Source organism: Paenibacillus dendritiformis (assembly GCF_015845845.1).
Classification (GTDB): Bacteria; Bacillota; Bacilli; order Paenibacillales; family Paenibacillaceae; genus Paenibacillus_B; species Paenibacillus_B dendritiformis_C.
Map to the genome: position 1 here is coordinate 26,871 of NZ_LDIG01000171.1, position 20,614 is coordinate 47,484.

Annotated in this window: 20 protein-coding genes and 4 pseudogenes; 1 reads left to right on the top strand and 23 read right to left on the bottom strand. The window is 51.6% G+C overall.

Annotated elements, in window-relative coordinates:
- Positions 1-170: 170 nt before the first annotated feature.
- From secA to ABD76_RS31425, 8 genes and pseudogenes are all read right to left on the bottom strand, one after another.
- Positions 171-2,681 carry a preprotein translocase subunit SecA gene (gene secA / locus ABD76_RS17645; protein ID WP_197258525.1) on the bottom strand — a complete coding sequence of 837 codons (2,511 nt, stop codon included), beginning with the start codon at positions 2,679-2,681 and terminating at the stop codon, positions 171-173.
- A 381-nt stretch (positions 2,682-3,062) separates the two neighbouring features.
- Positions 3,063-3,605 (bottom strand): ribosome hibernation-promoting factor, HPF/YfiA family, encoded by a 543-nt coding sequence (gene hpf / locus ABD76_RS17650; protein WP_197258526.1) that lies wholly within the window; start codon positions 3,603-3,605, stop codon positions 3,063-3,065.
- 227 nt (positions 3,606-3,832) lie between these two features.
- Positions 3,833-4,063: pseudogene (locus ABD76_RS17655) on the bottom strand (PAS domain-containing protein); the annotation flags it as partial.
- A gap of 5 nt (positions 4,064-4,068) precedes the next feature.
- Complete coding sequence (locus tag ABD76_RS17660; RefSeq protein ID WP_197258527.1) at positions 4,069-5,181, bottom strand: GerAB/ArcD/ProY family transporter; 1,113 nt, start codon at positions 5,179-5,181, stop codon at positions 4,069-4,071.
- 27 nt (positions 5,182-5,208) lie between these two features.
- On the bottom strand, positions 5,209-6,414 hold the full coding sequence (locus ABD76_RS17665) for a Ger(x)C family spore germination protein (protein WP_338125135.1): 1,206 nt from the start codon (positions 6,412-6,414) through the stop codon (positions 5,209-5,211).
- A gap of 2 nt (positions 6,415-6,416) precedes the next feature.
- A pseudogene (locus ABD76_RS17670) lies at positions 6,417-7,223 on the bottom strand (spore germination protein); the annotation flags it as partial.
- 249 nt (positions 7,224-7,472) lie between these two features.
- Positions 7,473-7,670 (bottom strand): cold shock domain-containing protein, encoded by a 198-nt coding sequence (locus tag ABD76_RS17675; protein ID WP_168179101.1) that lies wholly within the window; start codon positions 7,668-7,670, stop codon positions 7,473-7,475.
- A 134-nt stretch (positions 7,671-7,804) separates the two neighbouring features.
- A pseudogene (locus ABD76_RS31425) lies at positions 7,805-8,288 on the bottom strand (DegT/DnrJ/EryC1/StrS family aminotransferase); the annotation flags it as partial.
- On the opposite strand from ABD76_RS31425, the pseudogene ABD76_RS17685 reads away from it, so the two are divergent.
- Positions 8,274-8,585: pseudogene (locus tag ABD76_RS17685) on the top strand (transposase); the annotation flags it as partial. The pseudogenes ABD76_RS31425 and ABD76_RS17685 overlap by 15 nt on opposite strands.
- A gap of 62 nt (positions 8,586-8,647) precedes the next feature.
- On the opposite strand, the gene ABD76_RS17690 reads toward ABD76_RS17685, so the two are convergent.
- The 15 genes from ABD76_RS17690 to ABD76_RS17760 form a co-directional block, all read right to left on the bottom strand.
- On the bottom strand, positions 8,648-9,463 hold the full coding sequence (locus ABD76_RS17690) for a flagellin N-terminal helical domain-containing protein (RefSeq protein WP_275100825.1): 816 nt from the start codon (positions 9,461-9,463) through the stop codon (positions 8,648-8,650).
- A 99-nt stretch (positions 9,464-9,562) separates the two neighbouring features.
- Positions 9,563-9,937, bottom strand: coding sequence for a flagellar protein FliT (locus ABD76_RS17695; RefSeq protein ID WP_197258529.1), 375 nt, complete (start codon positions 9,935-9,937; stop codon positions 9,563-9,565).
- Positions 9,930-10,331, bottom strand: coding sequence for a flagellar export chaperone FliS (gene fliS / locus ABD76_RS17700; RefSeq protein ID WP_197258530.1), 402 nt, complete (start codon positions 10,329-10,331; stop codon positions 9,930-9,932). Before fliS ends, ABD76_RS17695 begins: the two co-directional genes overlap by 8 nt.
- Positions 10,332-10,351: 20 nt before the next feature.
- Positions 10,352-11,803 carry a flagellar filament capping protein FliD gene (gene fliD / locus ABD76_RS17705; protein WP_197258531.1) on the bottom strand — a complete coding sequence of 484 codons (1,452 nt, stop codon included), beginning with the start codon at positions 11,801-11,803 and terminating at the stop codon, positions 10,352-10,354.
- Positions 11,804-11,821: 18 nt separating this feature from the next.
- Positions 11,822-12,205, bottom strand: a complete 384-nt coding sequence (locus ABD76_RS17710) for a flagellar protein FlaG (RefSeq protein ID WP_197258532.1) — start codon at positions 12,203-12,205, stop codon at positions 11,822-11,824.
- Between the two features lie 67 nt (positions 12,206-12,272).
- Entirely contained in the window at positions 12,273-12,521 is a 249-nt protein-coding gene (gene csrA / locus ABD76_RS17715) for a carbon storage regulator CsrA (protein WP_197258533.1), read from the bottom strand.
- Between the two features lies 1 nt (position 12,522).
- A complete protein-coding gene (gene fliW, locus ABD76_RS17720; protein WP_197258534.1) occupies positions 12,523-12,972 on the bottom strand; it encodes a flagellar assembly protein FliW in 450 nt (149 codons plus the stop codon).
- Positions 12,969-13,370: a DUF6470 family protein gene (locus ABD76_RS17725; protein ID WP_197258535.1), complete on the bottom strand. Its 402-nt coding sequence runs from the start codon at positions 13,368-13,370 to the stop codon at positions 12,969-12,971. Before ABD76_RS17725 ends, fliW begins: the two co-directional genes overlap by 4 nt.
- A 20-nt stretch (positions 13,371-13,390) precedes the next feature.
- Positions 13,391-14,305 carry a flagellar hook-associated protein FlgL gene (flgL, locus tag ABD76_RS17730; protein ID WP_197258536.1) on the bottom strand — a complete coding sequence of 305 codons (915 nt, stop codon included), beginning with the start codon at positions 14,303-14,305 and terminating at the stop codon, positions 13,391-13,393.
- 41 nt (positions 14,306-14,346) lie between these two features.
- On the bottom strand, positions 14,347-15,915 hold the full coding sequence (gene flgK, locus ABD76_RS17735; protein ID WP_197258537.1) for a flagellar hook-associated protein FlgK: 1,569 nt from the start codon (positions 15,913-15,915) through the stop codon (positions 14,347-14,349).
- A gap of 27 nt (positions 15,916-15,942) precedes the next feature.
- Complete coding sequence (locus ABD76_RS17740; protein ID WP_338125138.1) at positions 15,943-16,443, bottom strand: flagellar protein FlgN; 501 nt, start codon at positions 16,441-16,443, stop codon at positions 15,943-15,945.
- 14 nt (positions 16,444-16,457) lie between these two features.
- Positions 16,458-16,733: a flagellar biosynthesis anti-sigma factor FlgM gene (gene flgM, locus ABD76_RS17745; protein WP_197258539.1), complete on the bottom strand. Its 276-nt coding sequence runs from the start codon at positions 16,731-16,733 to the stop codon at positions 16,458-16,460.
- Between the two features lie 186 nt (positions 16,734-16,919).
- Complete coding sequence (locus tag ABD76_RS17750) at positions 16,920-17,330, bottom strand: TIGR03826 family flagellar region protein (RefSeq protein ID WP_197258540.1); 411 nt, start codon at positions 17,328-17,330, stop codon at positions 16,920-16,922.
- A 124-nt stretch (positions 17,331-17,454) separates the two neighbouring features.
- Entirely contained in the window at positions 17,455-18,366 is a 912-nt protein-coding gene (locus tag ABD76_RS17755) for a ComF family protein (RefSeq protein WP_197258541.1), read from the bottom strand.
- On the bottom strand, positions 18,359-20,440 hold the full coding sequence (locus ABD76_RS17760; protein ID WP_197258542.1) for a helicase-related protein: 2,082 nt from the start codon (positions 20,438-20,440) through the stop codon (positions 18,359-18,361). Before ABD76_RS17760 ends, ABD76_RS17755 begins: the two co-directional genes overlap by 8 nt.
- Positions 20,441-20,614 lie beyond the last annotated feature (174 nt).

Genomic DNA, 20,614 nt, shown 5'->3' on the forward strand with positions numbered 1-20,614 from the left:
TCGACCATATTGTATGGGAAGGGAAGTCATCCCATTCCCTCCGATCCGAATAACGGGCGGCTCATTTCTATGCCGCCCGTCCATCTCATCGGCTTATTGCCATGCCGCCGCTTAGGCAATACCTCCTTGCGGTCATTTATCCGCCCGACACCTGCCTATAGAACGGCACATTATCCTTGCTTGCCATGACATTGCTTGTATTTTTTGCCGCTGCCGCAAGGGCAAGGGTCGTTCCGGCCGATTGTCTCGCCCTTGGCGACCGGACGCTTGACCGCCGGCTCGGCGTTTGTCGACATTTTGCTTTCGTCCACCACGGCTTGGCGTTCCACGTTCTGTTCCACACGAGCCTTCATAATATATTGGGCCACTTCTTCCTGAATGGAAGCGACCATGTTGTTGAACATCTCGTAGCCCTCGAACTGGTATTCACGCAGCGGATCGGTACCGCCGTATGCTCGCAAGTGGATGCCCTGGCGAAGATGATCCATCGCATCGATATGATCCATCCATTTGGAATCGACCGCGCGAAGCACGACGACCTTCTCGAACTCGCGCACAAGTTCCTCTCCCAGACGCTCTTCCCGCTCGGTATACTGTGCCACGACCTTGTCGAACAGGAACTCGACGATCTCGTCCTTCTCCTTGCCCCACAGATCGTCCTTCGTAATCGTACCTTCATCCAGCATCGTCCGGTGCATATAATCGACGATCTCCTGCAATTCCCAGTTCTCCGGAATATCATCCTCGTTGCAGTGCGCGTCGACGGTGCGCTCGATGCAAGGCTTGATCATATCCATGACAATCTGGCGGATATTTTCCGCCTCCAGCACCTCGCGGCGCTGGCGGTAAATAATCTCGCGCTGCTGGTTCATTACGTCGTCATATTGAAGGACGACTTTGCGCAAGTCGAAGTTATTGCCTTCGACCCGCTTCTGCGCCGATTCTACCGCGCGCGTAATCAGCTTCGACTCGATCGGTTGATCCTCTTCGAAGCCGAGGCGCTCCATCATGCCGAGCACGTTGTCCGCGCCGAAGCGGCGCATCAGCTCGTCCCCAAGCGACAGATAGAACTGCGTCGAGCCCGGGTCGCCCTGGCGTCCGGCACGGCCGCGAAGCTGGTTGTCGATCCGGCGGCTCTCATGGCGTTCTGTCCCGATAATATGCAGGCCGCCGAGCTCCGGCACACCTTCGCCGAGAATAATATCCGTACCGCGCCCAGCCATATTGGTCGCAATGGTAACTTGACCCGGCTCGCCCGCCCGGGAAATAATCTCGGCTTCCTCTCTATGGAACTTCGCGTTCAGGACCTGATGCTTGATGCCCTTCTTGCGCAGCTTATCCGACAGCAGCTCCGAGTTCTCGATCGATACCGTACCGACAAGCACCGGCTGCTGCTTCTGATGCCGTTTCACAATCTCTTCGACGACCGCGTTGTACTTCGCGTTCTCCGTCTTGTAGACGACATCCGGCGCATCTTTCCGCTGGTTCGGCTTGTTCGTCGGAATCTGAATAACCTCGAGGCCGTAGATGCTCTTGAATTCTTCTTCCTCCGTCTTCGCCGTACCGGTCATGCCGGCCAGCTTGCGATACATCCGGAAGTAGTTCTGGAACGTAATCGTCGCGAGCGTCATGCTCTCGTTCTGCACTTCCAGCTTTTCCTTCGCTTCAATCGCCTGATGGAGGCCATCGCTGTAGCGGCGGCCCGCCATCATGCGGCCCGTGAATTCATCGACAATGACGATCTCGCCGTCATTCACCACATAGTCGACGTCGCGGCGCATAATCGCGTTCGCCTTAAGCGCCTGCAGTACGTGGTGGTTCAGCGTCACGTTTTTCACATCGAACAGGTTGTCGACGCCTAGCACCTTCTCCGCCTTGGATACCCCGGCTTCCGTAAGCGCCACTTGACGAGTCTTGACGTCGATCGTATAGTCCTCTTCCGGCTTCAACGTCTTAACGAATGTATCCGCAATATGATACAGCTCCGTCGACTTGGCGGCTTGTCCGGAAATAATCAGCGGCGTCCGCGCTTCGTCGATCAGGATGGAATCCACTTCATCAATAATGGCAAAGTTCAGCGGGCGCTGAACCATTTGTTCCTTATAGAGCACCATGTTGTCGCGCAAGTAATCGAAGCCGTACTCATTATTGGTCCCATACGTAATATCGCAGGCATAGGCTTCCTTCTTCATTAGAGGATCCATACCGGCCAGATTCAAGCCGACCGTCATGCCGAGGAATTGATAAATTTGCCCCATCTCTTCGCTGTCGCGCGTGGCCAAATAGTCGTTGACCGTAACAACATGCACGCCTTTGCCGGCGAGGGCGTTCAAGTAGACGGGCAAGGTCCCGACCAGCGTCTTCCCTTCCCCGGTTTTCATTTCGGCGATTTTGCCTTCATGAAGCACCATACCGCCAAGCAGCTGCACGTCATAGTGACGCTTGTTAAGCACGCGCTTGCCCGCTTCGCGGACGGTAGCGAACGCTTCAGGCAGCAATTGATCCAGCGTGTCGCCCTTCTCGAGACGGGCGCGGAATTCCTCCGTCTTCCCACGCAGTTGTTCATCCGTTAATTTCGCGAATTCCGGCTCCATGCCATTGATCACGTCCACGGTCTTCATCAACCGTTTCACTTCGCGCTCGTTGGCATCACCGAATATCTTTTTCACAAGTCCTAGCATGCTAAACCCCTTTCACGCAAATCCGTTCGTGATTTCTTCGTCCATCCCACCCCCGCGGAGCGGGTGGATTCGGGAATGGCGGCGTTGACTCGTTTTGCAATAAATTGTAACAGTTTCAAAAGGCGCCCGCAACCTTGGCAGGGCAGGAATTCGCGCATTTCCGCCAATTCAGGCCGTCCTGCCTTGCAGAATAAGTGAATGTCTCGCTTTCGCAAACAATATGAAACTTTTCAAGTAATGCCGCAAAATGTGTACTAAACATCTTTACTATAATATATACGCGAAAAGAGCCCATTCCGTTGTGGAAATAGGCTCAGTCCAAATTTGGGTATTGGGTGCAGACTCTGACATCGCAATGCAGCAGAGCCGGCCAAGCCGTTATCAGCCTTGTTCAATCAAGCCGTAGCGCCCGTCATTGCGGCGGTAAACTACGTTCACTTCCTTCGTCTCCGCGTTCGAGAAGACGAAAAAGCTATGTCCAATCATATTCATCTGCAGAATCGCTTCTTCGACGTCCATCGGCTTCAGCGTGAACCGCTTCGTCCGTACGACTTCGAGCTGGTCTTCCTCATCCACCGGTACCGGCGTTGCCGCATCGCTGAACAGATGCGCATCGGTACCTGTCTGACGGAACTTTCGATTGACCTTGGTCTTATGCTTGCGGATTTGCCGTTCCAGCTTGTCCGTAACGGAATCGATGGATGCGTACATATCCTTGCTTCGATCTTCCGCCCGCAGCAGCAAGCCCGGCAAAGGAATCGTCACTTCAACGATATGCAGGTCGCGTATTACGCTCAGCGTCACGTTGACATCTGACGTAGGGGGAGCTTCGAAATACCGTTCCAGCCGCCCTAATTTCTTCTCGACATAATCGAGCAGCGCGTCTGTCACTTCAATGTGTTGACCTCGAACTTTGTAATTCATAGGACACTCCTCCTTTGATGTCTTCATTATACCATATCTGCCCAGCGGGAACCACGTGAAACGGTTACAATTCATTAACAATATGTATGAGCTATGTACCCGGCCGAAGCGCGTTTGAATCTGGATTTTTGTGGCTATTTCCGACCATGGCAACGTCATTATTAATATCATTAATTAAATAGAAAAGGCCGTCCCTCCTTAACCGGGAAACGGCCACACCCATGAACCTATGATAATCCGGAATAAATACGTTTCTCACCTTCGATAGCCTGAAGAGGCGCAATGTTCTGGGTAAACTCCAACGTCCCCATATAGCGCCCATCCGCATCGCGAATCGCAAAATACCGAATCAGCACATACTTGTCTTTCATCCGGATCCAGAAATCCTCTGCGTCCCTTGCGCCCGATTTGAAATCATCCAGCAGCCGGTTGACGATATGCACGCTCTGTGGCGGATGTGGGGTTACTGCCTTTCCTCATGCGTCCGGCGCTTGATCATCAGTCCGATGAACAGTAGAAGAGGAATAACCACTCCCGCCGTCAATACGATGCCGATCCAGATTGTGGCGGTGAATTGCTGCTCTGAAGCCGAGTTGGGAAAGACCTTCACCGAGACAACGACTAACAGCGCGACCATGGGCAGCAATATGCCTCGATGGCTCGGAAGGCGGGCAAGTCGAACAAGCCCTGATACCGATGCGTAGAAGTAGAGGGACATTTTTACAAACGTCGTTATTAACCACAGACCCGCCGCAATCGCTTCAACCCGTTCCAGAAATTTGCCGATTATTATTCTCTGCGCCAAAGAATAGACGGGATACTCTTGCAGTGAAGTGACGTTAGCGCCAAGCACAAGGATGGTTAACGCCATGACGACACTAGATAGAACTCCACCAATCAGAACAGCCCCAGAGAAGGCTCGGGAGGCTTTCCTGGCATCCGGGAGGTCGACTTCGACGGGCTGAATCATCAGGAAGACCGCGAGGGGCATGTAGGACAGGCTCAACACGACCAGTACCGAATGGGCCAGTTCCTTCGGCCCCGCTTCCAGGAACGGCTGGACATTCCGAACATCGATTTGCGGAATCAGCAGCGCCGCCATAAATAGAAACCAAAGCGCAAACCAAGGGAACAGCAATTCCGCCATTCTGGCCAATGTACCAAAGCCGCTCCCGATCGCATACAGGAGAAGAATAGCAAACAACGCATTGACGAACAGAAGCGGCGTCTCCGGCATCAAAACCGTAATAATAAACTTGCCGACATCGAATAACACCAATGCGGCTCCAAAGAAGGAAAACAGGATAAACAGCAGCGCCAATCCTTTGCCGATCCATGTGCCGAACAGCGACTCGCTTATTTCAACGATCGTCATTCCGGGAGCGGCACGGTGAATCCGGTTATAAAGCAGGACGAGCAGCAAACCCGGGGCCATTGCCGCGATGGGAGCCATCCAGGCGTCTTGTCCGATTTCCGCGGCTAATCCAGCCGGCGTAATCAGAATCGTCGTCCCGACCGTGAAGAGAATGACCAGTATTTTACATTGACGCAGATTGATTTTCATCGGCTTCACCATCAACTCGCCCCATTTGGTACAAGCACCTCATTCTTTCACTTTTTCAAGAAATGTCCCTTTCATTTTCCCGGATGTCCTTAGCTTCACATCGACATGAAAATATACGGAGACGGAAGACATACGTTCTGGCCAATCCGACTTCAACCGTGCCCATGCTCCGGGAGCGGAACGATGAAGGGCAGCCCCCAGGCCGATAAAGTCGCTTTTCATGTCATGCGCCTTTTTTAGCGTCTTCTCTAAAACCAATGCCAGCCTCTTTTCCCCGATCTTTTCCACAGTGCGAATAACGGCCGGATCTCCAAGATTATCCTTGCAGTGCGTTTCTCCTATATTAGCGATTGCCGTGATATGGATATCGATTTTCGGCGTACGGCTGGCTCGATTTACATAAATTCGGCTCTTTGTTCTGATATTTTCCAACACCAGCATACCTTCTTCGCCCGGACAAGGGATCGCGCCCACGGTGCTCCTCACGCGGCCCTTTATGTAGTTATAGCCTTTGCTCTCATCTTCATTTAGCCAACCGACAAGCTTATCTTTACGAAAGATGGCCATTCCTTCATATTTTAATTGGGCCGGCGATTCCGTTGTCTGTATATTTTTTCTCGTCTTCCCTTCCTTTAGATCGCCAAGGTATCGAATGCCTGTAATGACAGGCGTTTTCCCTGCGGTCATCATATCGGATATCAGCTCATCCAGCTTGACCGTCCCGGTCGCCGCCCACGATTTGCTTGACATCTCCAGCGAGGAGAACATTTTGTCGGCAGGAATTTTTTCGATAGCCGGGTAATCCTTCAAAATCTCCTCAGCCTTAATCTCCCTGGCAATGGCGATGTAAAAGTCGGTTCGAAATTCATGATCCCGGGAAATGAATTCGATCGCATGGCCGATCCCCTGTCTGGCCGCTTCTTCGCCGATCAGGAACATTCTCAGATGGGAAAAGTAGATTTTCCGCGCCGACGTTGTCGTCATCCTCCTAACGGCATCGAACAGCGTTTTTCCCTGCTCCTTGTAAACCGTAACGGGAGCGCGTCCGCTCCCCTTCCTCGAAGCGATTTCTGCCGGATCGACCACCTGAACGCTGACGATATACCCCTCTTCCGCCTGGTCAACCCCCATTGCTACCGCGATGACCATATCGTTGACTTCTCTCCTGTCCCAACACCCGGTCAAGACCAGCGCAGCGATAAGCCATAGCGCCGCAGTGCGCCATATATATGCCGAATGTATCACGGTTATCTGCCCCCATCGCGCTTCTTTTTCGTATTGATTGGGTGTATGCGTTGGGCGAGGCTGACCTTCGGAAGTCTGAAGAGGCTGTCCTGCTGATCCCGCAGATTGAACGGGGAGAACGGTGTCATGTACGGCACGCCGAACGATCGCAGGCTGCACAAGTGGACCATAATCATCCCGAGACCGATAAAAATGCCATACAACCCCGCCATCGCCGCCATTCCCATCAGCGGATACCTCAAGATTCTGACGGCAATTCCCATACTGTATGCAGGAATGGAGAAGTTCGAGATCGCGGTTATCGCGACGACAATGACCATCCCTGGCGATACCAGCCCCGCCTCTACCGCCGCCTGGCCAATCACTAGCGCGCCGACAATGGATACGGCCTGCCCGATCGCCCGGGGCATGCGAACGCCTGCCTCCCTCAAAATCTCGAAGATCGTTTCCATAATCAAGGCTTCCACAAAAGCGGGGAAGGGAATGCCTTCCCGCCCGGCCGCGATACTGATCATGAGCGGCGTAGGAAGCATCTCATGATGGAATGTCGTAACGGCGATATATAGGGACGGGCCCAGCAGAGCAATAAAGAAGGCCAACATCCTCAGCATTCGAATCAACCCGAAGTCGGAGCGCTGATAATAATCTTCGGAAGCCTGGAAGTATTGAATGAACAAGGCAGGCACCAACAAAACGAAAGGCGTTCCGTCGACCAATATCGCTACGCGTCCTTCCATCAGCCCGGATGCTACCACGTCGGGCCTTTCCGTATTGTACATCGTCGGAAAAGGGGTGTATGTCCGGTCTTCGCTTTCGCCCAGCGTCTCCTTTACCTTTTGCACATTCTTCTCCATAGCCGCGGCTAACGGTTCGTTATCCAGCGCGGAGTACTCCAAGGTTTCATCCTTCCCGCTCATGTTCAGCCTCCTTCCGCGGTGTATTGTATTTGGAGATTCCCGAATGGGGATTTTTTACAAACACAAAAAACCCCGGCATCACCTGCCGGGGTTGCGTCTAGCTAAGCGGAATCATATATAATTCGACTCACGTCGGTATAATTACAGTTTGATTACGTTAGCTGCTTGTGGACCGCGAGCGCCTTCCACAATATCGAACTCAACTTCTTGACCTTCTTCCAGAGTCTTGAAGCCTTCCGCTTGGATAGCGGAGAAGTGAACGAATACGTCGTTGCCTTCTGCAGTCTCGATAAAGCCATAGCCTTTCTCAGCGTTAAACCATTTTACTTTACCTTGCATGTCGATAACATTCCCTTCATCTTCAAATGCCGTGAAGATTTGTCCTTCACAATTCCGACTATATCACTGGCTGGAAGCGTTGTCAACGAAAATAAACCATAAAAATCAATCGGACTAGCCTCAATGTCATTATTTCACAAACCTGTGATATACCTTTTTACTAACTGAAATGACTGTTCAATATCTCCCTCGCTCATTTTAGGAAATATCGGTATGGACATGGCCGTTCGATAGTATGTTTCCGCATTCGGACACAGTGCCGTGTCATAGCCAAGCCTTTGATAGTACGGCTGCTTGTTACACTGGAATATAGTGCACATTTACTCCGATACCTTCTTCACGTAGTGATTCAAAAATTTCGCAGCGACCCGCTTTAAAATATTCAGGAAGCCACCCACCAAGTTCATGCATCTCATAGTACCAAGGTCCATCATTACGTGTCCATTCCTCTGCATTGCGAGTCATGCCATGATTCCGGAAAAGCGTAAGTTTTCGATAAAGAGCTTCGTTGCTAGTTGTAAGAACTCCACCTTCGCCCGTCGTTATATGCTTTACGGGATGGAAGCTGAACATCGTCATATCTGCCCATGAACCCACTTTTTTCCCCTTGGTGACAGCCCGTTTCCGTTTGTGCTGTGCCATGTACTTGAAGCGGTCGTATGCGCTCTCGTGGACTTTTGAGCGCAACACGAGTCAATACCGACGGAACACGAGAAGGGCTTGGGCACATGCTCGGCGACTCGGAATGGGAAAAGACATGGGGAGCCTTCTTCCATGAACTGAAGCAGCGTGGGTTACGGGACGTGGATTACATTGTCTCTGACCAGCATGGCGGACTTGTGCATGCGATCCGTCAGCATTTTCAGGGGTACATGGCAGCAATGCCAGAAGCATTTTATCCGTAATGTGCTGGACGGCGCTATTTAATTAGAAAAAACCTCGCTTAAAATAAGCGAGGTTCTTATACAAGAAATGAATTAGCCCAACAACTTCAGAACGCTTTGCGGCGCAGAGTTTGCTTGCGCCAGCATAGCTGTACCAGCTTGAACCAGGATTTGGTTGCGAGTGAAATCTGTCATTTCTTTCGCCATATCAGCATTGCGGATACGAGACTCAGAAGCAGACAGGTTCTCTGCGGTTACACCCAAATTATTGATTGTGTGTTCCAGACGGTTTTGAACTGCACCGAAGGACGCGCGTTGCTCAGATACTATATTAATAGCAGTTTCAATTTTTTCTAAAGCTGCACTTGCGTCTGCCTGCGTATCGATCTTGAGACCACTGATCTGAAGCGCCGCAGCATCCATCTGCTTAAGGGCAGCTTGGAGAACATTATCTTTGGTAACACCGATCTGGAATGTCACTAATTCATCTTTACTTAGTAAATCGATACCGTTAAATTGGGTGGATTTTGCAATGTTATCAATTTCCGCAAGAAGCGCATCCACTTCTTTTTGCGTGTTCACACGGTCTTTATCGTCATAAGTACCTGTAGCGGATTGGTTAGCCAACGTGTTCAGACGTTGGAGCATGGAGTGTACTTCAGTCAAAGCACCTTCAGCCGTTTGAATGAGGGAGATACCGTCTTGCGCATTGCGCATTGCTTGGTTCATACCGCCAATTTGGAAACGCATTTTTTCGGAGATAGCGAGACCTGCTGCATCGTCTGCCGCACGGTTGATGCGGAAGCCGGAAGACAATTTCTCCATTGTCTTGCTCATTGCTGTGTTGTTCATGCCCAGGTTGCGGTGCGCATTGATCGCGCCTACGTTCGTGTTAATAAACATCGACATTCTTAATCATCCTCCATGATATTATTAGGCCACATCCTTGCGGCCTATTATATATATCGATTAATGCTCATGCATTTTTTATAGCAGCAGAATATTTTTTTATTTTTTTTCATCAAAATAGTAGGCGATCTGATCCGTTCTCCCCATACCTTGGTATGCATTCATAATCGTCTTGCTTTGACGTACGCCTTGGACTTTGGAGCCTAGTTGACTTATTTGTCTTTCTATGCGATCAATTATGGATTGGTACAGAACCTGAAGCGTTTGACAACGTATAGCTTCCTGACTTCTTTCTTCCTTAGTAAGCCTTCCTGCATCAGAAGACGCGACAGATTCCTTCAGTTGATCCCACTTTTCCACAAATTGAAGGAAAGTCGAATCCTGCCATTCTCGCTCCTTTAGCTCAAGGATATATTGTTCGCATAAATCGATCATTTCATCGTATATATCAAGTCTTGTTCGAGTCTTATCCATAATTTTGACCTGCCGTAACATCTTTGCCGATCGTTTCCCACGCGTCTTTGATTGATTGAATCACTTCTTTGGCTTCCGCTAGCGGCTGCTCTGATTTTTGGATATTAGCTTGAACCAATTGGTCGATCACATACAAATACAAGCTTTTAAGATTTTGGGCAACTTCGCCGCCTTCGCGTTCGTTCAAGCAAGCAATCAACTCATAGATGATATCCTGTACCTTCAGAATATGCTGGTGAGCCAACAAGGGATTGCCTTCTGCGAGCGCAGTTTCCGCCTGATTCATATACTTTAGCGCCCCATAGTACAGCATAAGGATCAATTTATGCGGGGAAGCTGTTTCATATTTATTTTTTTGGTAAGCTTGATAACCGGCGGTCATATTCGTGTACATCTGTTCATCCCCTTAACCTGCTAGCTCTGCTGCGACAAACCTTTGATTTGACTGCTCAACCAAGATTGTTCATTTTTTAATTTGCCAAGAGCAACTTCCATCGCCGTAAACTGTCTCTTTAATTGCTGTTCTTTCAATGTGAGACGGTCTTCCATTTTGGTCATTGATTCCGTGATAAAAGAAATTTCAGAATCATAGCCATTCACGCGGGATTGTAAAATTCCGTTAGCCTTGCTTGTCCAAGTGCGAAGCTCTTCACTCAATATGATAGCAATCCCTTGCTTCTTCTTACCTGCACCGTCAGTCTCATCTGCATTAAACATAGCTATTACTTTTTCCGGATCACGTTCCAGGGCTTCTTTAAACTTCTTCTCATCAAAGACGATCTGCCCCGTCATATCGGCCCCTTTTTTATCCTTATCGATTTCGATACCAAGGTCAGCCAATGTACCCAAGCCCGCAATATTGCTTGACATCCAACTGCCTAGTTCCATGTCCAATTGGCGCAAGGTCGAATCGCCCTGAAGCGTTGTTTTTCGGTAGGGTGTTTTATCATCCTTTGGTTTTTCTTCTGGCTTGGCCATGCCATCCCGAATCAGCTTGCGAACTTCGTTAAATGCATCCACGAATCCTTTGACCTTCTCAAGGACCTTGTCAGAGTCTTGCCCAACCGTGATCATAGCGGAAGAAGATTCTTTTTGAAGCTGCAAGGTCACGCCATCAATGACGCCCTTAACCTCGTTAGATGAACTAGTAACGGACAACCCATTTACCTTCAGTTCTGCATTCTGTGCAGCTTGAACCTCCTGGAAATTGCCGCCGGATAATAGTCCTAGATCATTTAAAATGTTGCCGCTTCCTGTGATCCCGATTCCGGATGACCCTCCGCTCCCTTGATGGAACGCATTTTCGACTCCAGTTTTCACCGAAGTTAATACTAATGTCTTCTTTCCTGGAGATGTCTCTACCAACGAAGCAGATACGGTTTTACTATTTTTATTGATATCATTTTTGAGATTTTCGAGCATTTCTCCATATGTTTTGCCTTTCAACGTAACCGTAACTTCAGTCCCATCTGGCTGACGAAAAGAAATCGTTTGGTTTTCAAGAGAAGAGGAATCATCTGTTGAATTGAACTCATTCGCCTTAATAACGTGCGACTTTGCGAGCTTATCTACGGTTACCTGATAGTTCCCAGTTACAGCATTATCTGAGCCAACCGCCTTTACGGCTTGCTCATCCGAACTTTTGGTTGATGTTAGCTTGAAGTTCGCGTTCAAGGTTAAATCAGCAGCTTTGTCGCGTAATGTAGACAATTTGGTATTTAAGTTGCGGAAATAGGACTGAAATCCTGAAAAATCCTTTTTCTTTTGTTCGAGATTGTTATATGGGATTCTCTCCAACATCATTAATTTTTCAATCATCATCCCGGTATCCAATCCGGAAGCAAGCCCGCCAATACTAAACCCCATTGTTCCTACCGCCTTTCTTTATATTTTTTTATCCAAAAACAAGCCAATGAGCTCTTTCATTTTGACCGACAGTTCTATTAAAAATTCCGGAGGCAAACTTGCTATAACTTCCTTCGTTTTCTTATCGATTACTTCGACATATAATTCCTTGGCGTCATCGTGGTACTTGAAGTGAATCTCTTTGCCGGAGCTGGCAATCGATTCATTCAACTCCTCTACCTTTTTTTGAAGATCCTGCTTGTCTTCGATGCTCATATTTATGTAATCCAAGGTGGTTCCAGCTTGAGAAGAAGGTGATTCCCCCGGCATTTCTTTGCCGAGCACATTTTTCAAGGATTGGATCGTCGACCGATGAACCTGTAAGTCAATCCCCGCGGTGTCAGTACGATGAATGCTGCTCATCCATATCCACCTCACTATTTCAGCACGGATATTTTCCTTGCGTTGAGTCTGCCAGTCGGCATACTTTTCATTTCTTAAACTTTTTCAAAATCTCAATCATATTGATATCTTGTTTTTCATTGGCTCCCTTAGTGGTCTCGACAGCGGAGGTATTCTCTTCCACAATGCTCTCATACAATTCCTTCCGCATGATTTGCACATTTTTCGGGGCAACAAAGCCAAGCTTCACATACTCTCCTTCCACGCCAAGCACCCGAACTTCAATCTCATCGCCGATCATGACGGTCTCGCCGATTTTTCGCTTCAGCACCAGCATCCTATTCTCCCCTTCCTTGAAGAAAATGCCGGACAGGGAGATTAGAGTCTGTGATGATATACTGACATGCCTTCTGCCTCTTCGGTGAGAAGAGGACGGGAGCTCGTAAATTCACGCTAATTGCATCGTCAATGATATTAACGACAAGCATCGTCACGACTTCTTCCGGCGCTTGAACTCCCAGAGCTTCCACGGTATCCCGGTCGATAGGAAAGCTGTAGTTCTGAACATATTCCGCCGGAATTAAGATAAAGCTTCGTTCCTCATCCACCGCATGGAGAATATAGAAGACGGAGTCGTCGTATGGCATTAAGGCGTATCGGGTAATCGATTGAAACCCAACCATGCCTCTGACAAACTCGTAGATCTGATGAGGTTCAGGATGAAGAGCCCCGTAATTGGAACTATGGATCGTAACATTAGATGAGACTGAGTCATTGGTTGATGTCATTCCCGAACAACACCTTTCGTTTGCACTTCAATTTCCGGCGGGTAAACCCGAACATCAATGGCTACGCTCTGGGAGGGCAGCGCATAGAGCCGCACTTCTTTTTGGCCTTTTTGCATATAGCGTTCGAATGCGATCTGGCCGAAGGTGGTCTTCGACTTGGCGATATTGCCAAGCCGATCGCCTTCCTGAGCTTTTTGGGCGGTCCCTTGAAGGGATGCCTGCAACGCGGCTTCGCCACGCTCTTCGAGCAATACAGAGGGACGCTGCAGCCCCAGCTCGTCCCATACCGGCTGCCAATCCGCCTCCATCTCGACGGGACGCTGGCGAATCGTTAGCTCAGCCGGCTCATAGCGGAAGGAATGCGATTGAATCTGCCTTATAGTGTCCGATATATTCATCGTGTTGCAGCCCTTCTTATTTAACGAATAAAGTCAATTAGCGACACCTGCATAATCCGCGCTCCGGTTGCCAAGGCCGCCTGCATCACGTTTTCCTGCGTCTTCAGGGCGATAATCGCCTCCGGCATATCGACATCGGCGACCTGGCCGCGCTCTGTCTTAAGGCTGACTTTATCGTCCGCAAGACGGTTCTCCATCAGCTCGAAGCGATTCATGCGCGCCCCAATCTCAGACCACTGCGTATTAATCCTGTCGGAGGAGGCATCAATACGGTCCAATCCATTCAACAGCCCGTCAATGTCATTATTCTCCGCCGCTTTGATCATATCGTCCATCAGTTGGAACACATTATCATTATCTTTATCGATCGGTTTCGTCGTATCAACCGCCTTGCCAAAGATCAATTCGCCCGTAATACTAACCGGCACCGTAACGGCAGGGCTTACATTCAAGCGGTAAACCCCTTCATCCGTTGTTTCCGTCGCCGCTCCCGCACTCGTATAAGGCGGAATATCCGTCTTCTGGCCGTTGAACAGATAGCGCCCATTATAGGAGCTGTTGCCGATCATGACAAGCTGCTCCTTGAGCTGCTTTAGCTCCGCTGCATTCGCTTGACGGGCATCATCCGGCGTTGTCCCGGTCGATGCCTGCTGCACCAGCGTACGAACCCGTTTCAACACATCACTCGCCTGCTGCATCAAGGAATCCATGGTTCGCAGCATGCCCGATCCCATGTGCGCATTGGCGGTAAATTCATCATTGCGGTTCAACTCGCTATCATACCGCATCTGATAGCCGATCCCGACCGGATCATCGCCCGGGCGATGAATCCGCTGACCGGAAGACAGTTTATTATTCAGCTCAATCGCATTGCTGTTCATATATCGCATATTCCGAAGCAGCTGCGTATTTTGCATTGCACTCGTTACGCGCATCCTTGTTCCTCCTTTAATACCCCGTTTCCTTTATTAAAACGTTAGCGTCCAACGATACCCATCTGATTAATGACTCGGTCCAGCATCTCGTCGACCGTCGTCATGTTCCGCGCCGCTGCATTGTAGGCATGCTGGAATCGAATCATGTCCGCCATCTCCTCGTCCAGCGACACGCCGCTCACCGATTGCCGGCGGAATTGCACGGAATCGACCATATCGCTCTGCACTTTGACATTTCGCTCCGCATTCGTTGCCCGCGTTCCCAGGTCGCCCATAATCGCGCGGTAATAATCATCTACCGAGCCGGTGGACAACGATGTCATATCGGCCGGATAATTGAATGATTTGTCGCGGAGTGAAGCCAAGGCATGCGCGATAACGCTGTTCCCCTTAACCGTAATGTTCTGCCCGTTCACGGTGTCATAACGTCCGGAAGCCGCGATATTACTAACGTTATTCACGATATCGACATTGACCTGGATATTGCTGATGGAGAATTCGCCGCCGTCGGTCGTCGTGAAGAATGGAATGCCCGACTTGGCAGGGTCTGACAACGTATAACCCAGGCTGTGCAAGCCGTTAAACCCGTTCACTTGCACCGTAGCGGGTCCCTTCAAGATGGAGCCTTGCGGAATCGTGCCGCCTGCCGGGATTGTCGTCCCGTTCTCCAGCTCTACGGCGCTCTTGGCAATAAGCGGCGAAGCAGCCACATAGCCAGCTGCCAGCTCGACATCTACCGATCCGGTTACCATTGTTCTAACCATCGCATTCGCTTGGTCGCGCACCCGCTCGACTTCGGCAAGCGATTGCGCGTAGCCATGGAGTTGTCCTGCCGTGGCGGCTACATCCGCCGTAATCGGCGTCGACTCTCCATTCTCGACGACCGTAACACCGCCCGACAGAATGGTGATATCTCCTCCCTCTCCATCGGTCACCTGCACATCGATGATGGTGGAGAGCTTGTCAATCAACAAGTCGCGCTGATCCCGGAAATCGTTGGCGTTATCCCCCATGCCTTCTACGCGCTTAATCGTATCCGTCAAGCTTGCTATATTTGCGATAATATCGTTTGCTTCATTCACTTTGATGTTGATGCTGGACTGAATATCGTTCTCCAGCTTGGTCAGCGACTCATCGATATGCTTCAGCATATTGGTGAAGTTAGAGGCCGCACCGACCACTTCGACGCGCGCACTGAGCAGAGAGGGGTCGCGATTGAGGACTTCCCAGGAGTTCCAGAACTTATCCATGACGCTGCGCAAGCCATTATCCGACGGTTCATTGAAAAAGCCTTCAATCGAACGGATCGTATTATCGACAATGCTCCACGAGCCAAGCGTCTGGTTCTCTCTCCGGAATTGAAGGTCGAGGAAGCTGTCGCGGATACGGGTAATACTGTCATACTGCACCCCGGTACCCAACTGCCCCGGAGCTACGCTGTTGTACATTCCGGGCATCGCCAGCGGCCGGGTCGCAGAAGCATTCACCCGCTGCCGCGTATAACCGTCCGTGGAAGCATTGGCGATGTTATGTCCCAAAGTCTGCATCATGGTCGATTGGACGAACAAGGAGCGCTTGCTCGTCTCCAATCCGTGAAAGGTTGATCTCATCTTCGTTCGTTCCCTTCCTTCATCCGTTTATGCACGCGTATCCATCATGCCGGGTCTGCTATATTGGGGAGCAGCTTGCTCCGGGCGGCGGTACAGCATGTCTTGTTCAGAATAATCTATATGCAAATTAAGCTGATATTCGATAAAATGAATGGACTGCTGAATGAGCGTCTGGTTATGGTCATTGATAAATTTCAACTTTTCCAGCACCGTCCGGATACGTTCTTGCACGGCGAGCATCTCTTGCCGCTCATTGGCATCGAAAATCAGCTTCGTAATCTCGGTCACCGTAAGCTTCAACTGCGATTTGATCCCCTTCGATTGCAGGAACGACTGCACAGCCCCTTCCCGCTCCTGTTCCAGGGAAGCTAGCTGCTTCAAGCATTTCGATTCCTGCTGGGACAGCTTGACCAAGTTATCGATGTCATTCTGAATAATTACCTGCGTCTTGGCTTCCCCGATACGCACCAGCTCTGAATAAATATCCTCCATGCGGTTCAATAATTCCACAATTGGCGCTGCGCTCACATTCGTTCCTCCGCTCATTCAGTTTCTTTGCGAAACAGGGGAAGCAGCTTCTCCGCAATCTTGTCGGCCGCGACATGATACGTCCCTGTCTGTACGGCCTGCTTCAGTTCGGCAATGCGCTCCTGGCGGGCCGGATTGTTTACCCGGTTTTGCGCATCCAGCATTTCCTTCGCTTCGGTCGATATCGTCAGTTCATCCTTGCGGGATGATTTCTGAGAGACTCTCCCGGCCGACTGCTGCTTCTGATAATATTGGATCGCTCCGACGCGCTGCGTTTCATTAATCTTCATCATTACACCTCGTTTCACACGGCATACGGCCGTTCATCCAGCTCGCATCCCGTCCTCATTCCAACTTGTTTCCTTCTATTGTAAGGCATATCCGTATACATAGACAAAACCGATAACCTTTACTAAGATTATCGGTTCCGTGTCAAGGAAAATTTAGTTCTTGTCAAAAGAAGTTCATGCCTCGGGCTATTTGTCGCGGGACGGTTCAAAAGCCTGGTACGCCCTTGTTCCGGAGGGCGCTTCTCCCTTGTCCGGCTCCTTCGCAATGCCCGCTTCCTGTATTTGTCGAACCAGCCTGTTCCGGCATGATTCGCACATATGCCCTTCCCGTATCGGGTTGCCGCACACTTCGCAATCATATGTCAAATTCGGAGCCTGGTATATTGAAATGCGTCCTTCCCGGATGAACTGCGTAATCTGGCGCGGGCTGACCTTCGTCTCTTCGCTCAGCTCATGCAGCGTCGCATGCCGCTGCTCGCGCAAATAAGCCACGCACCGTTCATACTCCTGTTCAATCTCCTTCAGACATGCAGGGCAGATGTCCCTGAATGCCTTGGCGAACAGCCTGCCGCAGCGCGGACAATTGCTCAATTCCATCTTCTCGCCCCCTTATATGCCGTTGTATTCATCATAACTTATTCATCGACAGAAAACGAGAGGATTTTTACTAATTCATACGTGTTCAAACAGGGGAATCCAGTGAAGAACAACCTTTTAACATTCAGGCTCTCGCCCACGTATAGCTGACTGTCTTCACCGGGATAGAAAAGGCGTCGTTCAGCCGCGAGAGCTGACGGGCACAAGCGCGTAACGTGCTGCCAGTCGTATACACGTCATCAATGATGAGAATGCGGATATGTCCCCGCCGCTTAATCACACCGGCTAAAGCCGAAGATAACGCTTGGGCGGCCACGGCCGGGGCATGCTTGTTCAACGCAAAGGCTTCGGCCGCGCTCCGCTCTCTAGCCTTACGCTCCTGCTTGCTCTGCTTCTCCCCATCCTGCTTCCGGTCAAGCAGAGCCACGACCGGACGGCTCCAAGCCTGGCCCAGCAGACGGGCCAACCGTTCCGCCTGGTTGAACCCGCGCGCCTGCAGCCGCAAAGCCGTCGACGGCACATAAGTGACGAGATCGGGCAGCATCTCTTCCAATGGAGTTCCCCACAGCCAGTTCCTCAATCTTTGCACGGTCGAATTATCTTTCCCAGCCTCGACAGGATACACGGAGCGAAACAGCATCGAATAGGATGCCGTCATCATCGCCGCCATAATCGGCTCGTATCGGAGATTTCCCCGGAACTTATATTCCGCCAGCCATTGCTTCATCGCTTCATTATATTGGACTACGCTTCGATTGGCAGACAAGCCGTGAGAAGCTAACGGATCGCGAACACAGTCAGGACAGCGAATGCCCCGTCCGCATGAGATGCATCCGATCCATTGAATCCAAGGGATATCCTTTAAGCATCTGCCGCATAGTTCCTCCGTTAACGCTGCTTCTCTTCTCTCCTTCTGAAAATCAGATGCTAACGCCCCCATCGCCTGGCCGCATACCTTGCACGGAACCGATTGCGGCCGCAACACCTGCTGCAGCTTCCGTTCAAACCAATGTCCCTTCGCTGCCGGTTCAGCCACTTCGCCATCTCCTTCCAGTATAAGCGGGCAGCAAATAACCATGCCTCCTCGCCAGCCGGTTCATCTCGCGAATCTGCCGCACCGCCCTGCGCTGCGCCCGATTCCATTGACGGGAACCGAAGACGACCGTGCCTGCCGGATCATCCTTCGAACGTCCGGCCCGGCCCGCCATCTGGACGAGCGATGCTTCATCGAACAGCTTGTCATCCGCATCGAGAATGTACACATCACTCTTCGGAACCGTAACGCCCCGCTCCAAAATCGTCGTCGTAACCAACATCCGAATGTCCCGCTCCCGGAAGCGGAGCACCCGATCTCCGCGCTGCTCATCCGCCGCGGAGGTCCCCTCCACCCGAATCTCCGGAAATTGCCGCTGCAGCAGCCGCACGACACCTTCCACCTGACGGATGCGGGTGATGAAGATGAATACCTGCGCTCCCCGCTCAACCGATTCCGCCATACGGCGGATCAGGCCCCCGGGGAGCGACCCGCGCGCCAGACACGTCGCTACGCCCGGCATCGCGACCCGTACCGGAACCGGCAGCGGATGCCGATGATACCGCACCGGCACCCGGGCATGCCGCAGCGTCCCGCGCCGCACTTGACGCTGCATCGCTTCCGGCGGGGTGGCCGACAGAAACACAAAAACGCCCCCTCGGCGACAAACTCGCTCTGCCGCGCGATGGAGCATGGGATCATTGTGATAAGGAAACGCATCCAGTTCATCAATAATAACGAGATCGAATGCCCGGTCGAACCGCAGCAATTGATGGGTCGTCGCCAGGGTAATTCTGCCCTCGCCCCAACGGTCGGGACTGCCGCCATACAGCGTCACGACCCGCTCGTTCGGGAAAGCCTTCTCGATCCGCGGCTTCAGCTCCAGCACCACATCCCGCCGCGGCGTCGCCACGAGCGCCAACCCGCCATGCAGGAGCGCATCCTCGATCAGCGGAAAGATCATCTCGGTTTTCCCCGCCCCGGTCACGGCCCAGAGCAGAAAGGAACCCGTCACGGGTTGTCCCGAACCATGAGAACGTCGGACATCTATCTCCCGCCGCACCGAAGCGATATACCGCAGGGCATCCGTACTGGCAGCCTCCTGTGCCGGGGCCAGCCCCCATTTCGGGAGACGCGGTCCGAGATCTTCTTCTCGGGCCGCTGTCCCGGACGCTGCCGCCGGCGGGCGGAGGGAAGATCCTGCTACGAGCAGCGAACAGGAGCGAATGCGTCCCAGGTTCAGACAGTGCGTGCACGTCCGGCATTCCATGCTGCCGCAGGAAGAGCAGGCGGATACCGTCATATCCTCCGTGCTGCCGCAGCGGTTGCACCGGTACACCGCGGCAGAAGCCGTTCGCCAGCGGGACATCGCCTTGCTTGCCCATCGCTTGCCCTCTTCCTCCACCGGCATAATGCCTGCACGTACCTCCAGCCAGCCATGGAGGCAGCCCAGTTGAACGAATGTATGCCTGAGCGGAATCCATCCGTGCCAGCCCTTTTCTTCCATCAGGGATACAAGCTCTTCGTCCGAGACGAGCCTGCCCTGCAGCGCTTCAGCCAACTGCCATGCATCCGCTTGCAGCGAAGCGCGCAGCGCGCCCCCCGCTTCAGGCAGCCGATCAAGAGCGGGCGCCCGCCGGGTGACTCTCTCTTCGATCCGATATACTGCCGCGCTTTCCGCCACCCGATACGCCTCCTGCCGACATTCCTTGACCGCCTGCGCATTCGGTTCTGTATCCGGCGCTTCCAAGATCATCACCGTGAACCATTCCTCCTCCCCATGGCGATCGGAATCGGTGAACAGGTACAATAATTCACGATAGCTATTCAGCGCATCGCGGTAATATTTCGTCCACCTCCGCTTCCCCCACTGATCCATCTCCTCGCACTCGGCGAAGTCCTCCAGCATCGCCAACCCGATAAATATCGGCAGAGCAGGCTGGAGCACGACCAGCTTCATTCCTCTTCGCTTCCCTCCGCCCTCCGACAGCCAGTAGCCTGCATCTACGCGCCAGTCCAACGTCATCCCCGTATGCCATCCGGTCTCCGTTCTTACGGCGTAAACTCTTACTTGCACCCGTTCCCTCTCCTTCCTTAATTCCTCGGCGCCTGTATGTACTGTTGAAGCGCAGCCTCATCCCGGCCAAAACCAACAGACAACAAAAAAGCACACCCCACCCGTAGTAACGGGATGGCATGTGCTTCATGCTCAACGCCTAAATTCAATGATTTACCTAGATTGTATACGATA

Coding starts and splice junctions, on each gene's coding strand:
- secA (WP_197258525.1), bottom strand. CDS start 2,681: ATGCTAGGACTTGTGAAAAAGATATTCGGTGATGCCAACGAGCGCGAA.
- ABD76_RS17710 (WP_197258532.1), bottom strand. CDS start 12,205: ATGAGCAGCATTCATCGTACTGACACCGCGGGGATTGACTTACAGGTT.
- ABD76_RS17695 (WP_197258529.1), bottom strand. CDS start 9,937: ATGGATAAGACTCGAACAAGACTTGATATATACGATGAAATGATCGAT.
- flgM (WP_197258539.1), bottom strand. CDS start 16,733: ATGAAGATTAATGAAACGCAGCGCGTCGGAGCGATCCAATATTATCAG.
- ABD76_RS17690 (WP_275100825.1), bottom strand. CDS start 9,463: ATGTCGATGTTTATTAACACGAACGTAGGCGCGATCAATGCGCACCGC.
- flgL (WP_197258536.1), bottom strand. CDS start 14,305: ATGCGCGTAACGAGTGCAATGCAAAATACGCAGCTGCTTCGGAATATG.
- ABD76_RS17660 (WP_197258527.1), bottom strand. CDS start 5,181: ATGGTGAAGCCGATGAAAATCAATCTGCGTCAATGTAAAATACTGGTC.
- ABD76_RS17675 (WP_168179101.1), bottom strand. CDS start 7,670: ATGCAAGGTAAAGTAAAATGGTTTAACGCTGAGAAAGGCTATGGCTTT.
- ABD76_RS17750 (WP_197258540.1), bottom strand. CDS start 17,330: ATGGAATTGAGCAATTGTCCGCGCTGCGGCAGGCTGTTCGCCAAGGCA.
- fliW (WP_197258534.1), bottom strand. CDS start 12,972: ATGACATCAACCAATGACTCAGTCTCATCTAATGTTACGATCCATAGT.
- hpf (WP_197258526.1), bottom strand. CDS start 3,605: ATGAATTACAAAGTTCGAGGTCAACACATTGAAGTGACAGACGCGCTG.
- fliD (WP_197258531.1), bottom strand. CDS start 11,803: ATGGGGTTTAGTATTGGCGGGCTTGCTTCCGGATTGGATACCGGGATG.
- flgK (WP_197258537.1), bottom strand. CDS start 15,915: ATGAGATCAACCTTTCACGGATTGGAGACGAGCAAGCGCTCCTTGTTC.
- csrA (WP_197258533.1), bottom strand. CDS start 12,521: ATGCTGGTGCTGAAGCGAAAAATCGGCGAGACCGTCATGATCGGCGAT.
- ABD76_RS17725 (WP_197258535.1), bottom strand. CDS start 13,370: ATGAATATATCGGACACTATAAGGCAGATTCAATCGCATTCCTTCCGC.
- fliS (WP_197258530.1), bottom strand. CDS start 10,331: ATGTACACGAATATGACCGCCGGTTATCAAGCTTACCAAAAAAATAAA.